This is a genomic window from Haloarcula terrestris, from assembly GCF_031624315.1.
Lineage (GTDB): Archaea > Halobacteriota > Halobacteria > Halobacteriales > Haloarculaceae > Haloarcula > Haloarcula terrestris.
This window is the reverse complement of record NZ_JAMQOM010000004.1, coordinates 284,720-298,250: the sequence shown is the minus strand read 5'-3', so window position 1 is coordinate 298,250 and position 13,531 is coordinate 284,720. Positions and strand designations below refer to the sequence as shown.

General features: G+C 62.9%; 15 protein-coding genes. 11 read left to right on the top strand and 4 right to left on the bottom strand.

Going from position 1 to position 13,531, the window contains the following annotated elements; all coding sequences use genetic code 11:
• Position 1: 1 nt before the first annotated feature.
• The gene (locus tag NDI54_RS11735; protein ID WP_310896628.1) at positions 2-2,236 is read right to left on the bottom strand and encodes a sensor histidine kinase; all 2,235 of its coding nucleotides are present in this window, start codon (positions 2,234-2,236) and stop codon (positions 2-4) included.
• Positions 2,237-2,359: 123 nt separating this feature from the next.
• Here NDI54_RS11735 and NDI54_RS11730 point away from each other — a divergent pair, with 123 nt between their 5' ends.
• The gene (locus NDI54_RS11730; protein WP_310896627.1) at positions 2,360-3,235 is read left to right on the top strand and encodes a homoserine kinase; all 876 of its coding nucleotides are present in this window, start codon (positions 2,360-2,362) and stop codon (positions 3,233-3,235) included.
• A gap of 52 nt (positions 3,236-3,287) precedes the next feature.
• On the opposite strand, the gene NDI54_RS11725 is transcribed toward NDI54_RS11730, so the two are convergent.
• Positions 3,288-3,716 (bottom strand): HVO_A0114 family putative DNA-binding protein, encoded by a 429-nt coding sequence (locus NDI54_RS11725; protein WP_310896626.1) that lies wholly within the window; start codon positions 3,714-3,716, stop codon positions 3,288-3,290.
• 197 nt (positions 3,717-3,913) lie between these two features.
• Here NDI54_RS11725 and NDI54_RS11720 point away from each other — a divergent pair, with 197 nt between their 5' ends.
• Positions 3,914-4,294, top strand: coding sequence for a DUF7718 family protein (locus NDI54_RS11720; protein WP_310896625.1), 381 nt, complete (start codon positions 3,914-3,916; stop codon positions 4,292-4,294).
• A gap of 27 nt (positions 4,295-4,321) precedes the next feature.
• On the opposite strand, the gene NDI54_RS11715 is transcribed toward NDI54_RS11720, so the two are convergent.
• Positions 4,322-4,774 carry a peroxiredoxin gene (locus NDI54_RS11715; RefSeq protein WP_310896624.1) on the bottom strand — a complete coding sequence of 151 codons (453 nt, stop codon included), beginning with the start codon at positions 4,772-4,774 and terminating at the stop codon, positions 4,322-4,324.
• 105 nt (positions 4,775-4,879) lie between these two features.
• On the opposite strand from NDI54_RS11715, the gene NDI54_RS11710 reads away from it, so the two are divergent.
• The 9 genes from NDI54_RS11710 (at position 4,880) to NDI54_RS11670 (ending at position 12,360) form a co-directional block, all read left to right on the top strand.
• Entirely contained in the window at positions 4,880-5,530 is a 651-nt protein-coding gene (locus NDI54_RS11710) for an adenylate kinase (RefSeq protein WP_310896623.1), read from the top strand.
• A gap of 87 nt (positions 5,531-5,617) precedes the next feature.
• Positions 5,618-6,508 carry a DUF106 domain-containing protein gene (locus NDI54_RS11705; RefSeq protein WP_310896622.1) on the top strand — a complete coding sequence of 297 codons (891 nt, stop codon included), beginning with the start codon at positions 5,618-5,620 and terminating at the stop codon, positions 6,506-6,508.
• Positions 6,509-6,553: 45 nt separating this feature from the next.
• On the top strand, positions 6,554-7,132 hold the full coding sequence (gene cmk / locus NDI54_RS11700; protein ID WP_310896621.1) for a (d)CMP kinase: 579 nt from the start codon (positions 6,554-6,556) through the stop codon (positions 7,130-7,132).
• Between the two features lie 4 nt (positions 7,133-7,136).
• On the top strand, positions 7,137-8,027 hold the full coding sequence (locus NDI54_RS11695; RefSeq protein WP_310896620.1) for an RNA-guided pseudouridylation complex pseudouridine synthase subunit Cbf5: 891 nt from the start codon (positions 7,137-7,139) through the stop codon (positions 8,025-8,027).
• 63 nt (positions 8,028-8,090) lie between these two features.
• A complete protein-coding gene (locus NDI54_RS11690; RefSeq protein WP_310896619.1) occupies positions 8,091-8,711 on the top strand; it encodes a hypothetical protein in 621 nt (206 codons plus the stop codon).
• Between the two features lie 45 nt (positions 8,712-8,756).
• Entirely contained in the window at positions 8,757-8,948 is a 192-nt protein-coding gene (locus NDI54_RS11685; protein ID WP_310896618.1) for a DUF1328 family protein, read from the top strand.
• Positions 8,949-9,022: 74 nt separating this feature from the next.
• On the top strand, positions 9,023-9,700 hold the full coding sequence (locus NDI54_RS11680; RefSeq protein ID WP_310896617.1) for a nucleotide exchange factor GrpE: 678 nt from the start codon (positions 9,023-9,025) through the stop codon (positions 9,698-9,700).
• A 165-nt stretch (positions 9,701-9,865) separates the two neighbouring features.
• Complete coding sequence (gene dnaK, locus NDI54_RS11675; protein WP_310896616.1) at positions 9,866-11,776, top strand: molecular chaperone DnaK; 1,911 nt, start codon at positions 9,866-9,868, stop codon at positions 11,774-11,776.
• Positions 11,777-12,042: 266 nt separating this feature from the next.
• Positions 12,043-12,360: a hypothetical protein gene (locus tag NDI54_RS11670; protein WP_310896615.1), complete on the top strand. Its 318-nt coding sequence runs from the start codon at positions 12,043-12,045 to the stop codon at positions 12,358-12,360.
• A gap of 37 nt (positions 12,361-12,397) precedes the next feature.
• Here the strand turns inward: NDI54_RS11670 and NDI54_RS11665 are convergent, their stop codons facing one another.
• On the bottom strand, positions 12,398-13,207 hold the full coding sequence (locus NDI54_RS11665) for a TrmB family transcriptional regulator (protein ID WP_310896614.1): 810 nt from the start codon (positions 13,205-13,207) through the stop codon (positions 12,398-12,400).
• Positions 13,208-13,531: the final 324 nt, after the last annotated feature.

The window sequence follows — 13,531 nt, the reverse complement described above, 5'->3', positions numbered from 1 at the left end:
ATCAGCGGTTGTGGGATTTAGCTTGCGCTTCGGTTGTCACCGTCCCGTCATCGCCGCTGTAATCGGGTCCGTCCTCCGGTTGTTCAGCCACCTGTACGCGCTGGAATTCGAGGATCGCAACGGTCCCCGTCGGCTGGTTGTCTTCGAACCAGAGCGTGCCGCCGTACAGGTCCATCATGACCGAGACGAAGTAGAGTCCGAACCCGCCGGCGGTCTGGTCGGGCGAGAGTCCGCGCTCGAACACCGTCGTCTTCAGTTCGTCGCTCATCCCGGGGCCGTCATCGGCGATGCGGACCTGCAGCCAGTCGCTGGCCTGCTGGACCGACACCGTCACCTGCGGGGTAGGGGAGCTGTTGTGGTCTATCGCGTTCCGGAGAATGCTCAAGAGGACTTCCTCAAGGAGGTCGTTCGCCTGCACGCAGTAGTCGGCGTCAAGTTCGCAGTCGACCGACGCCGAGTCGTACTCGGCCTGGAGCGCCTGGATGGAGCGCCGGATCGTCGCGTTGAGATCAATCGCGTCCAACCGCTCCGCTTCACTCGCCGTCACGGTGTTGTTGATATCGCGGATCGTCTCGCTCATGTCCGCGAGCTTCCCGCACCAGTCGCTAATGCTGTCGAGGTGCCGCTGTTTCGACGGCGACACGTCGTCTCTGATGTGTTCCGCGCGGCCGCGGATGACGACCATGGCGTTGTGCAGCGAGTGCCTGAGGACGCCGTTGAAGAACTCGATCTGCTCGCGGCGTCGTTTGACCGACCCGCGGCTCTGGCGGAGTTCACGCTCGCGCTCAACCTGATCGAGGGCCACCTGCGTGGTCTGTGCGAGAATCGCGGCGTACCGCCTGTCTTCGGTAGCAAAGGTGTTGTCGTGTGACGCGATTGCCATCACGCCGTGAGCGCCAAGCGGCAGCATCAGCGCGTTGTCGAGGGGATCAAGTCCGTCGAGGTCCAGCGAGACGGCCTGTACCTCGCCGGTTTCGTACGTCCGCCAGAGTTTGCTCTCGGGCTCGTCTGTCGGTGTCCCGTACAACAGTTCTTCATCGACGTGGTTTGTAATCGATTCGCTGACGACGGTCGGTTCGAGAACGTTGTCGTCTTCGAGGAACACGCCCGCCGCGTTCTGGTCGAGGACGGCCGTCGCGAACTCCACAGCCATTTCGGCGACTGTCTCGGCGGTTTCAGCCTCGATGAACTGCTGGGTCGCGCCCTGCAGCGCTTCGAGTCGGTCCTGGCGGCGCTGCTGTCCGGTCACGTCCCTGAGCACGACGAGGCGACCACGTTCCGTCCCGAACTGGTCGGTGAGGCTCGTCGTCTGCGGGTTGTAGTACGTCAGCGAGTCGCCGAAGGAAAACACTTCACCCCGTTCGATGTGGTTGGTGAGGCCCGGGATGAGGTCGTCAAGCGACTCCCCGGTGGGGTCTGGGTGTTCCAGTGCGGTCGCCGCCGCGGCGTTGTAATCGATAACGACGCAGTCGTCATCGAGCGCGACCACCGGGTCGGGGAGGTTGTCGACGAGCGTGTCACCCGACAGCGCCGTCACGGACAGCGATTCGTCTTCGAACAGCATCCAGCCCACGAGCACCGCGTTGAGTGAGAACGCGACCGGCGTGAAGTCGATAGCCGGATGTGGGGTGTAGCCGAAGTCGTACAGCACGGCGACGAGTAGCGGGAGACCGGCGCCGATGACGATTGTCGCAGTCTGTCGCCGGTAGACGTTCCGCGACCGGAACAGGAACTCGATGAGGAGGGCGTACCCGATCAGTAACAGCCCGTAGCTGATGGCGAGAAGCGCCGCGGAGGTGGGGCCGCGCTGGATGACGAACAACGTCGCCCCGCGCTGTGTGACCGGGAGTGCCGTCGCCGCAACGAGGCCGTGTACCGGCTCAGTCAGAAGGAGCAGTCCGTCCGCATTCACCACCAGGAACAGCGGAACGAGCCACGAGGGGCGGAGCCACGACTGTCGGCCGGTATACGCGAACGCGAAGACGACCCAGAGCCCGATGACCTGTGCGGCGGCGATCCGTTCGAAGATATGCACTGTCTCTGCGGCAGCAGGGTCGGAAACGAACACCTGCCAGATCGAGACGGCACACCAGCACCCCCCGGCCAGCGCGAGCCAGCCGTACTGGCGAGCGCCGGGGACATCCTGGTTCCGAGCGGCGATAGCCGCGATGGCGAACCCGATGAGCGCCCCACCCGCGTTCCCGAGGATGGCGACTGTGGCGATGTCGACATCCATATCGATACCTACTCGAACGTCATGGTTCCCTGTTTTATGCCTTTGGGCCGCGTTCTCAGTACTGGGAAAGAGTTCCAGTATCGGTTCGCTACCTTTTTGGCGACACTGCTGAAATTCGCAGGCATGCTGACAGTCCGGGCGCCGGCTACCAGTGCGAACCTCGGGAGCGGCTTCGACGTGTTCGGCGTCGCACTGGAGCGTCCGGCCGACGTTGTCCGTCTGGAGAAAGCCGACCGCGTCACGATCGAAATGACCGGCGCAGGCAGCCAGTATATTCCGGAGGACCCCGACAAGAACACCGTGGGCGCAGTCGCGGAGGCGCTCGACGCTCCGGCCCGCATCCAGATCGACAAGGGCGTCCGCCCCGCATCGGGGCTTGGCTCCTCCGCGGCCAGCGCCGCCGCCGCGGCCGTCGGGCTGAACGAACTGTACGACCGCGGGTACTCCCGCGAGGAACTGGTCCCCATCGCCGCCAAGGGCGAGGCCGTCGTCTCCGGCGACGCCCACGACGACAACGTCGCCCCCTCAATCCTGGGCGGGTTCACCATCGCGACCGAAAAGGGCGTCACGCAGGTCGACGCCGACATCCCGCTCGTGGCGTGTCTGCCCGACATCGTCGTGTCGACGCGGGACGCACGCAACGTCGTCCCGGAGACGGCCCGCATCGACCAGATGGTAGAGACAGTGGGCAACGCCGCAGCGCTGACGACGGGGATGCACCGCGACGACCCCGAACTCGTCGGTCAGGGGATGCACGACACCGTCGTGACGCCGGCCCGCGCGAAACTCATCGACGGCTACGAACAGGTCCGCGAGGCCGCCCTAGCGGCCGGAGCCACCGGCGTCACGATCTCCGGGGCCGGGCCGACGGTCATTGCGGCCTGTGCCGAAGAGGACCGCCGGAAGATTGCGAGCACGATGCTCGATGCCTTCGGCGAGCGCGGTGTCGACGCCCGCGTGTATCAGACCCGGATCGGCCGCGGCGCTGAAGTGTTCTAATAACGACCACGGACCGTCTCAAACGACACAGAGAGACAGCCGTCAGAGTAGCTTATGGTTCATTTTCCACGGAGTAAGACGTTTCTGGCCCAACAGAGTCAGGTGCGACCAGCGGCTCAATGAGAATAGTGTCATGAGCCAGAACCGGTCGCTTCGACCGTCCGTCCTGCTCTATGTCTACCAAGTCCGCTTCGATAAGGCGGTCCAAGTCCCGTTGGACTGCCCCGGGGTCACGACCGAGACGCTCAGCTAGCTTGCGCTTGGAGGCAACTGGTTCGCTGTCCAGCGCCTGCAATATCTCGTGGCGCTTGTCGGTAAAGACCCGTGCGGCTGCTTCATGCGAGAGCACCTTCGTGTCACCCCACTCCTCTCCGAGGGAGCGGGCAAGGTGTGTCCGCAGCAACGCCCGCTCGGTGGAAGACTCATCTGGAGTCTCATCAGTGGGCGGGGTTGCGACGGGGTTAGATTTGGAATTGCTCATATGTATAAGCCTCTGTACTGTTGTACGAGGCATCAACATAAAAATGTGACGGTTCTGGCGGTTAGAAGGCTGTTGTCACGACAGGGTGCCATTTTCTCGTACTACCGGAAACTTTATATGTCGGGAAGTTGTAGTAATAATAACGGGTGCGTGCTCAGGGAGATTCTTCCTCTGATTGAGTATCTGTTTAATCTAATATGACTGACGAAAATAGACTACCCTCAGAGAAGTCTGAGGGCAATCGGTGCGACGATAGCATAGCATTAGGAACACATCTCGGGTACGAAGTACACATCGCCATCAGCCAAGACCCGCAAGATGCCCCTGTCCCGCAGGACTACGGCGTCAACCTTTACGTGCGAAATACGGATGGCGAAAACGTCGATATCGCCCGTGTCGACACAGCTCATGCTGGATGCCACATCGACCGTTTTTACCTACCCGAAGGACATAACCAGCGGCTGGAAGACTACGGTGTGAGCTTCAAGAATCCCGAGAGTGCGGTGGCATATATGACCGACAACAGCCGATGGAAAGGCTGGGTGGAACGGTATCAGGACAACCACGGCTTACCATAGTGGTCCCTTGAGGACGGTCAGCTCGGTCTATCCGCCCTGAACGTACTCGTTGCGAACGTCGCGGAGTACTTCTTCGGCATGCCCCTCGGGGTCCGAACGATCCGGATCGTAGACGGACTTGACCTCGCCGTCGGCCAGCACGAACGTCTGGCGGTCCGTCCGGCCGCCGCTCGTATCCAGACCGAATGCTTCGGCGACGGTCCCGTCGGGGTCGGCCAGTAGGTCATACAACAGGCCTTCCTCCTCGGCGAACTCGTCGTGGGTCGACACGTCGTCCATCGAGACGCCGTAGACGGTGATACCGCCCTCGCGGAACTGCGGGAGGTGTTCCTGGAAGTCGCGGGCCTCGATGGTACAGCCGCCGGTGAAATCTTCGGGGTAAAAGTACACCACCGTCGGCTCCTCGAAGTCGGGCGTGACGGGTTCGCCGAACTGGTTCTGTGCGCTGACCTCGGGTGCGGGCATTCCGGGTTCGAGCATACCGTCGGTTGGTCGGCGGGGCCTACACACCTTTGGGTGGCGGCAGCGCGCATTCGCCGTCAAGATTTGGATAACCATTTAACGGACCCCTCGGAAACCCTGGATATGTCGAATCCGCGAATCCTGATTCTCGGACCGCCGGGAGCCGGCAAAGGAACCCAGAGCGCCAACCTCGCCGACGAATACGGCGTCGAACACGTCACGACCGGGGACGCGCTCCGGGCGAACAAGGACATGGACATCAGCGACATGGACACCGAGTACGACACGCCACGGGAGTACATGGAGGCGGGCGACCTCGTGCCAGACGCGGTCGTCAACGCCATCGTCGACGAGGCGCTCTCCCAGGCCGACGGGTTCGTGCTCGACGGCTATCCGCGCAATCTCGACCAGGCAGAGGAACTGGCGGGGATGACCAACCTCGACGTGATTCTCTCGCTTTCCGTCTCCCGAGAGGAACTGGTCGACCGGCTCACCGGTCGGCGGGTCTGTGACGACTGCGGAACGAACTACCACGTCGAGTTCAACCAGCCAGAAGCAGAAGGTGTCTGTGACGAGTGTGGTGGCGAACTGATCCAGCGCGACGACGACAACGAGGAGTCCGTCCGGAACCGACTGGACGTGTTCGACGACAACACCGCACCGGTCATCGACCACTACGAGGACCACGACGGCTTCGTCGCCGTCGACGGCGAGCAGACGCCCGACGAGGTCTGGAACGAGATCCGGGACGCCGTCGACGCGCAGACGGCCTGAAGCCAGAGAGGACCGCCGTTCGAGGCCGATGCCGGCGAGACAGACAGAGTAAAACGTTGATATGCCGTCGCACCTCAATCATATCCAATGGCACGTACCGCGCCGAAGGTAGAACGACTCGCCGAGGACGGCGAGGCAATGACCGACGCGCTCGGGACGGTACTCGCTGCGGCCGAAGAGAACGGGACCGTCACCTGGAGCGACGTGAGCGACGACCTCACGAGCGGCGAATGGGGCCGGCTCATCGAGTCCGGTCTGCTCATCGACGCTGACGGCGAGGGTTTCGTCATCGACGACCCCGAGGGCGTCCGCGAGGCACTCGAAGAGTCCGACGCGGCCCCGAGCGAGGATGACGAGGACAGCGGGTGGTCGAAATGGGATAAGCTCGCTGGCCTCGCGACGCTTGGTCTGTTCGCCGGCTACTCCATGACCTCCGTCCGCGACGTTATCGCGGGCGGGTTCATCGACATCTTCCTCGGGCCGCTCAACGACATGCTGCCGTTCTATGCCGTCATTCTGGTGCTCGCGATCATCACCGGAACCACCTCGACGATCCTGCAGGACAACCTCATGGACATGTCGGGGATGGGCGACCATCAGGAGAAGATGGAGGACCTGAAAGAGCGCCGCAAAGCCGCGAAGGAACGCGACGACCAGGAGGCCCTGGACCGGCTCGAAGAGGAGCAGATGGAGCTGATGACCGACCAGATGGGCATGTTCAAACAGCAGTTCCGCCCGATGGTGTGGATCATGCTCGTCAACATCCCGCTGTTCCTCTGGCTCTACTGGATCGTCTTCGGCGCCGGCGTCGGCACGAGCCCGGTGATTACGCTCCCGATCTTCGGTGAAGTGGAAGCGTGGCGCAACGGCGTCGCCGGCCCGATCCAGGCGTGGATTATCTGGTACTTCCTGTGCTCGCTGTCCTTTACCCAGATCATCCGGAAGGCGCTCAACGTCGAGACGACGCCGACCGGGTAGGCGCGAAGAGACAGCCCTTTCTACCGGGCCACCCCGAACTCCTGTATGTTGATTACCGTCTCCGGCCCGGCCGGCAGCGGCAAGAGCACACTTGCCAAGAGCCTGGCCGACGCCCTGAACTACGAGCATGTCAGCGGCGGCGACATCTTCCGCTCGCTGGCCGAGGAGCGGGGGATGACACCCCTAGAGCTGAACAAGGCCGCCGAGGAGGACGACCAGATCGACCGCGACCTGGACCGCCGGCTCCGTGACATCGCCGCCGAGCGCGACGACCTCGTGCTGGAGTCCCGCCTCGCCGGCTGGATGGCGGGCGAGTACGCCGACATGAAGCTGTGGCTGACTGCGCCACTGGACGTGCGGGCCGACCGCATCGCGACGCGGGAGAACAAACCCTTCGAGCAGGCCAAAACCGAAACACGGGAGCGCGGTGAGAGCGAGGCCCAGCGTTACAGCGACTACTACGACATCGAATTCGACGACCTCTCTATCTACGACCTCTCTGTCAACACCGCTCGCTGGGACCCGCAGGGCGTCCTGAGCGTGACCCTGCACGCCGTCGAGTCGTACAGCCCAGACGGCGACGAGGGGCAAGCGCCGGTCGAGAACATCCGGTACGAGTTCTGAGCCGATGACGCTCCGTGCCCCGCCCGACGAACGGGACCTCGATTCGCTCCGCTCCTTCGGCGTCGTCAACCTCGACAAGCCTCCGGGACCATCTGCTCATCAGGTCGCGGCCTGGATTCGCGACGCAACGGGCCAGGACCGGGTCGCCCACGGCGGGACCCTCGACCCGAAGGTGACGGGCTGTCTGCCCGTGCTGCTGGGCGACGCCGCCCGGATGGCCCAGGTGTTCGATGACGCCGTCAAGGAGTACGTCACCGTGCTGGAACTCCACGACCAGGCCCCGGCCGATATTGCGGACATCGTCGCCGAATTCGAGACCGACATCTACCAGAAACCGCCCCGGAAGAGCGCGGTCAAGCGGCAACTCCGCACCCGGCGAATTCACGCGCTGGATATCCTCGAACGGGGCGACCGGCGACTGTTGCTACGGGTCCGGTGTGCCTCTGGCACCTACATCCGGAAACTGTGTCACGACATCGGGCTGGCGGCGGGCACCGGCGCACACATGGGCGACCTCCGCCGGACGGCGACCGGCAGCTTCGACGACGCGTCGCTGTCGACGATGCACGACCTGTTCGACGCGCTCGCGTTCGCCGAGGACGGCGACGAATCAAACCTGCGCGAGATCATCCAGCCGGCCGAGCGCGCGCTGGTCCACCTGCCACGGGTCACGATTGCGCCGAGTGCCGCCCGCGAGGTTGCGGAGGGCGCGCCGGTGTACGCGCCGGGCGTCATCGAAGTCGGGCCGGCCACGGTGGGCGATGCGACGCCCGAGACAGATTCGCAGGTCGTCTGTGTCACGCCCGACGACGCTGCGGTCTGTCTTGGGACGCTCGTCGGCGACCCGGACGCTGAGCAGGGCGTCATCGTCGAACTCGACCGCGTGTTAGTTTAATTGACGCGTCAGCCCTGTGTGGTCCGCGCGAAGAGCTAAGAGCGATTCCTGCGTATTGGTAACATGGACAAGTGGGTCGACCCCGACGAGGCCGACCCGGCGCAGTGGCGTGGAACGGGACCGTACGACGACCTGCGCCGGGGTTCGGAGATGGTCTCGGTGCTCGAACGCGCAAGCCGGACGCCGCTGCCGTACCAGTACGAGATCGACATCCATTACACCGACGGCGTCGCTGAGCAGTTCCGGTCCGCCGAGTACGAACACGCCCGCATCATCTTCAACAGCGGCGTGGATGCCAACCAGCGGATCAAGCTTCTCACCCGCGGGGTACTGTGGGGTGGCAACGAGACACACCAGCGGTTCCAGGCACAGTACCGCCGGCCACCGCCACCCACTGAGAGCGTCCCCTTCGGGGAGTACACTGTCTGGAGCCGGTACCAGTACGGGACCATCGAGCGAACGGACGACGGGCTGACGTTCACTGCGAGCGAGGAAGGCCCGGACGAATCACTCCGAGACCTCGACTGGGCGACCCTTTTCGACCCGGTCCGTGAACGGCTCGCGGAACTGGAACTGGTTCGGAACCCCGCCTTTGCGAAGTACCGACTGGAAGAACTCGGGGAGTGGACAGCCTATCGAACGCGATTCCAGTACGACCCGGACGCCTTCGCCGTCGGCCCCTGATTAGGGGCTATATAATAAATCGATAGAGTACCCACACATAGCAGCATGAAGCACCTACTAACGATAGTCCCGCTCCAGCCCGGTGGCGGGTTCCTCGAACTGGCGCTACTCTTTCTCGTTCTCGCCGTCGTCGCCGGACTGGCCGGCCTGGGGGGCGTCGCAGGACTCAGTATGCGGATCGCGAAAATCCTGGTCGTCGTGTTCCTCGTCCTGATGGTCGTTAGTTTCCTCCTGTGACGACCGGCCCGAAAACGGTGTCGTCGCCGCACGGTTTCTGAATCCTTTTATCCACGTGACGACTTCTAGCGTGTATGACCGAGCAGGACGCAGCCGACGACACGGCCGCGACGGAGGAGTCGACCGCGAGCGAGGCGCACGCGGACGACGACGCTTTCCAGGGCGCGCCCGAAGACATCGCCGCGGACGAGGTCGACCTGGGCGAGTTCGAGGTAGACGACGAACTGGTCGACCGGGTCGCCGAATCGGACCCCGAAGATATCGCTCGGGAACTTTCTGCGCTGCGGACGCGTACTGACAGCCTCGAATCGCAGGTCGAACAGCAGGACGAGGAAATCGAGGAGCTAGAGGAGAAGCTCAAGCGCAAGCAGGCGGAGTTCCAGAACTACAAAAAGCGGATGGACAAGCGCCGCGAGCAGGAACAGAAACGCGCCACCGAGGACCTCGTGACACGCTTGCTCGACGTTCGGGACAACCTGGAGCGCGCGCTCGAACAGGACGAAGATACGGACATCAGAGGCGGCGTCGAGTCGACGCTCCGCCAGCTTGACGACGTGCTAGACGCCGAGAACGTCGAGGTGATCGATCCCGAACCCGGCAGAGATGTCGACCCGACACAGCACCAGGTGCTCGCGCGGGTCGAGAGCGACCAGCCAGACGGGGCAATCGCCGATGTCCACCGGCCGGGCTATGAGATGGCCGACAAAGTCCTGCGCGAGGCACAGGTGACCGTCAGCGAGAGCGAGGAGTAGCGGGTCGCGCCGGCAGTACAGCGGTCGTATTGCGGTACAGTAAATAAGCATCGGTCGGGGAAGGATACCGAGTATAAAACCGCCCGGAGGAGGGGTCGTCGGGCGCTTTTCGAATCAGTACATCTAGCAACTTTTAACCGGCCCAATCCGCTATGAGCGGGTAAGATGGCGAGCAACAAGATTCTGGGTATCGACCTCGGGACCACGAACAGCGCGTTCGCGGTCATGGAAGGTGGCGACCCTGAAATCATTGTCAACGGCGAAGGCGAGCGGACGACACCCTCTGTCGTCGCGTTCGACGACGGCGAGCGACTCGTCGGGAAGCCGGCGAAGAACCAGGCAATCAAGAACCCCGACCAGACCATCCAGTCGATCAAGCGCCACATGGGCGAAGACGACTACTCGGTCGAACTGGACGGCGAGGAGTACACGCCCGAGCAGGTCTCGGCGATGATCCTCCAGAAGATCAAACACGACGCCGAGGAGTACCTCGGCGACGAGATCGAGAAGGCGGTCATCACGGTGCCGGCGTACTTCAACGACCGACAGCGCCAGGCGACCAAGGACGCCGGCGAGATCGCCGGCTTCGAGGTCGAACGCATCGTCAACGAGCCGACCGCGGCCGCGATGGCCTACGGGCTCGACGACGAGTCCGACCAGACCGTCCTCGTGTACGACCTCGGTGGGGGGACCTTCGACGTGTCCATCCTCGACCTGGGCGGGGGCGTCTACGAGGTCGTCGCGACCAACGGGGACAACGACCTCGGTGGCGACGACTGGGACCACGCCATCATCGACTACCTCGCCGACGAGTTCGAGGCCGAACACGGCATCGACCTCCGGGACGACCGGCAGGCCCTCCAGCGGCTGACCGAGGCCGCCGAGGAAGCCAAGATCGAACTCTCCTCGCGCAAGGAGACCCGGATCAACCTCCCGTTCATTGCGACCACGGACGACGGCCCGCTCGACCTCGAACAGAAGATCACGCGCGCGAAGTTCGAGTCACTGACCGAGGACCTCATCGAGCGCACCGTCGGCCCGACGGAGCAGGCCCTCTCAGACGCCGACTACGACAAGGGCGACATCGATGAAGTCATCCTCGTCGGCGGTTCGACGCGGATGCCACAGGTCCAGAACAAGGTCGAGGAGATGACCGGCCAGGCGCCGAAAAAGAACGTCAACCCCGACGAGGCCGTCGCGCTGGGCGCGGCCATCCAGGCCGGTGTCCTGAGCGGCGACGTGGACGACATCGTCCTGCTCGACGTGACGCCGCTGTCGCTGGGCGTCGAGGTCAAGGGCGGCCTGTTCGAGCGGCTCATCGACAAGAACACGACCATTCCGACCGAGGAGTCGAAGATCTTCACGACCGCCCAGGACAACCAGACGCAGGTCCAGATCCGCGTCTTCCAGGGCGAGCGTGAAATCGCCGAGGAGAACGAACTACTCGGCGCGTTCGCGCTCTCGGGCATCCCGCCCGCGCCCGCCGGCACCCCGCAGATCGAGGTGTCGTTCAACATCGACGAGAACGGCATTGTCAACGTCGAAGCCGAGGACAAAGGCTCGGGCAACAAGGAGGACATCACCATCGAGGGCGGTGCCGGTCTCTCCGACGACCAGATCGAGGAGATGCAACAGGAAGCCGAACAGCACGCCGAGGAAGACGAGCAGCGGCGTGAACGCATCGAAGCGCGCAACGAGGCCGAGGCGTCCGTCCGGCGTGCCGAGACGCTGCTGGATGAAAACGAGGAGGAGATCGAGGACGACCTCCGGTCCGACATCGAGGCCAAAATCGAGGATGTCGAGGAAGTCCTCGAAGACGAGGACGCCACGAAGGAGGACTACGAGGAAGTCACCGAGACCCTGAGCGAGGAACTGCAGGAGATCGGCAAGCAGATGTACCAGGAGGAGGCCCAGCAGGCCGCCGGCGGCGCTGCGGGTGCTGGTCCGGGCGGCGCAGCCGGTGCCGGCCCCGGCGGGGCTGCCGGTCCGGGCGGCGCAGCGGGCGGCGCGGCCGAGCAGGGCGAGGAGTACGTCGACGCCGACTTCGAAGACGTAGACGAAGACGACGAGGACTAGCAGCACGAGTCCGAATCGTAGGCCCGACGGCGAACCGTTCGGAACCGGTATAACGGTCAACTTAAATATACTTTATCAGTGTAAGTATTTTCTATCACTTTGAAGTGAAGACACGGATTTCCTAGATACCGTCGTGCCAACGCCGCTACTCCGCTATGCGTGCCATTTCGGACAGGCACACGATCAAAGTAACCCTGATAATCAAAACAACACTAGATAGTGAAAATAATACATATATATCAGATACCCGAGCGTACGGCCGCGCAGTGAGCAATCAAAAACAGATCCAGCCGCAGTGTCTGAGCGCCCAACTCGATGCGGTACGAGACGAGGACCGCCGGCAGATACTGTTCGCCTTGCGCGACGCGGAGCGGTGGCGGCCGTCCGCCACAGAGTTCGACGACGACGGAGCACTGGTGGGAGAGCCGGCCATTCCGGCGACATGGTATCACCAGCAGCTTCCGAAACTGGCTGAGATGGGATTCATCGACTGGGACCGGGAGACCCATCGGGTGACACGCGGACCGGAATACGAGCGGCTCCGGCCGCTACTCGATTTTCTCTACGAGCACCGCGACGACTGAGAGAAGTGGACTGCGACGGCCCGCTCTGCATAGTTCGCTAATCCTGTTCTACTGGTGTCATTTCGACGACGCCCTGCGAGAGGAGGCGGCGCGCGATGACGATGAGCCCGTTTCTGAGCCCGGTCGCAAAGATGGCCTGTTCGCTGCCCGTCGGCGGGTCGATTGAACTGACCAGCAACGCCGACCGGTCGACGAGCAGGAGTCGGCCGACGGCGGCGTCCTCCTCGGGAGTCATTTCACCACGGAGCCAGTCCAGTTCCGACAGGAACGTGGTCGCCCGCGGGATCTCCTGTTCGACCCGGTCCTGTATCGAAGCGGACCCGCTGCCGATGATGAGGTCGGTGCCCTGGTCGAGCGAGTTGAGTTGTTCGATCAGCGTGTCGCTGAGGATCGCTTCAGTGCCGATAACGAGTACCACTTCGTCGGTCGCGTCATCGATGATTGCCGCGGCGCGGTTCTCGATGGCGTCGGAGCCGGAGAGCGACCAGACCTCCTGTAGCTCAGCCTCGTCGTCGTCGGATTCGATGGTCCCGATATCGCTCAGTGCGGATTGGAGCCGTTCGACCCGATTCTCGTACTGGTCTCGAAGCGTTTCGGTGGCCTCGGAGAGCGGGACCGCACGGAACTGCTGGGGGCTCGAATGCTGGACCTCGACCAGCCCTTTCGCTTCGAGGATCCGAACTGCGTCGTAAACGCGGGTCCTCGGGACTTCCGTCACCTCACTCAGTCCCTTCGCTGTACCGCCGGACATCCGTGAGAGTCCTACAAAACATTTCGCCTCGTACTCTTTCAACCCCAGCTCTTGGAGTAAACTGACCGCCTCTTCGTGTGTTGCATCAGATGTCATGTGTCCCAACCTTCATCTCGGTAGAAGCCGAGTGTGTCTAGGCGGATGACGCCCACAGGTAAAAGACATTGTTACTGTCACACTGTCGCCGTTTGTCTCAGATAGCATATTTTGACATTCAGGGCTCGGCGTTCTGCCGCGAAACGGCTCCCAGCGGTTGATATCGCCGATTCGAGAATTAGTTAAGGTTCTGTTATATTTTGTTTTACTCAGTTAATCACACAACTGTTATACATGGGTGTTGACTATGAGTAGTTGGCACGCAGCGCCCAATGTGTCCCAACCACATCGGCTGCGTGCCGTTTTCACGAAACCACACCTGCA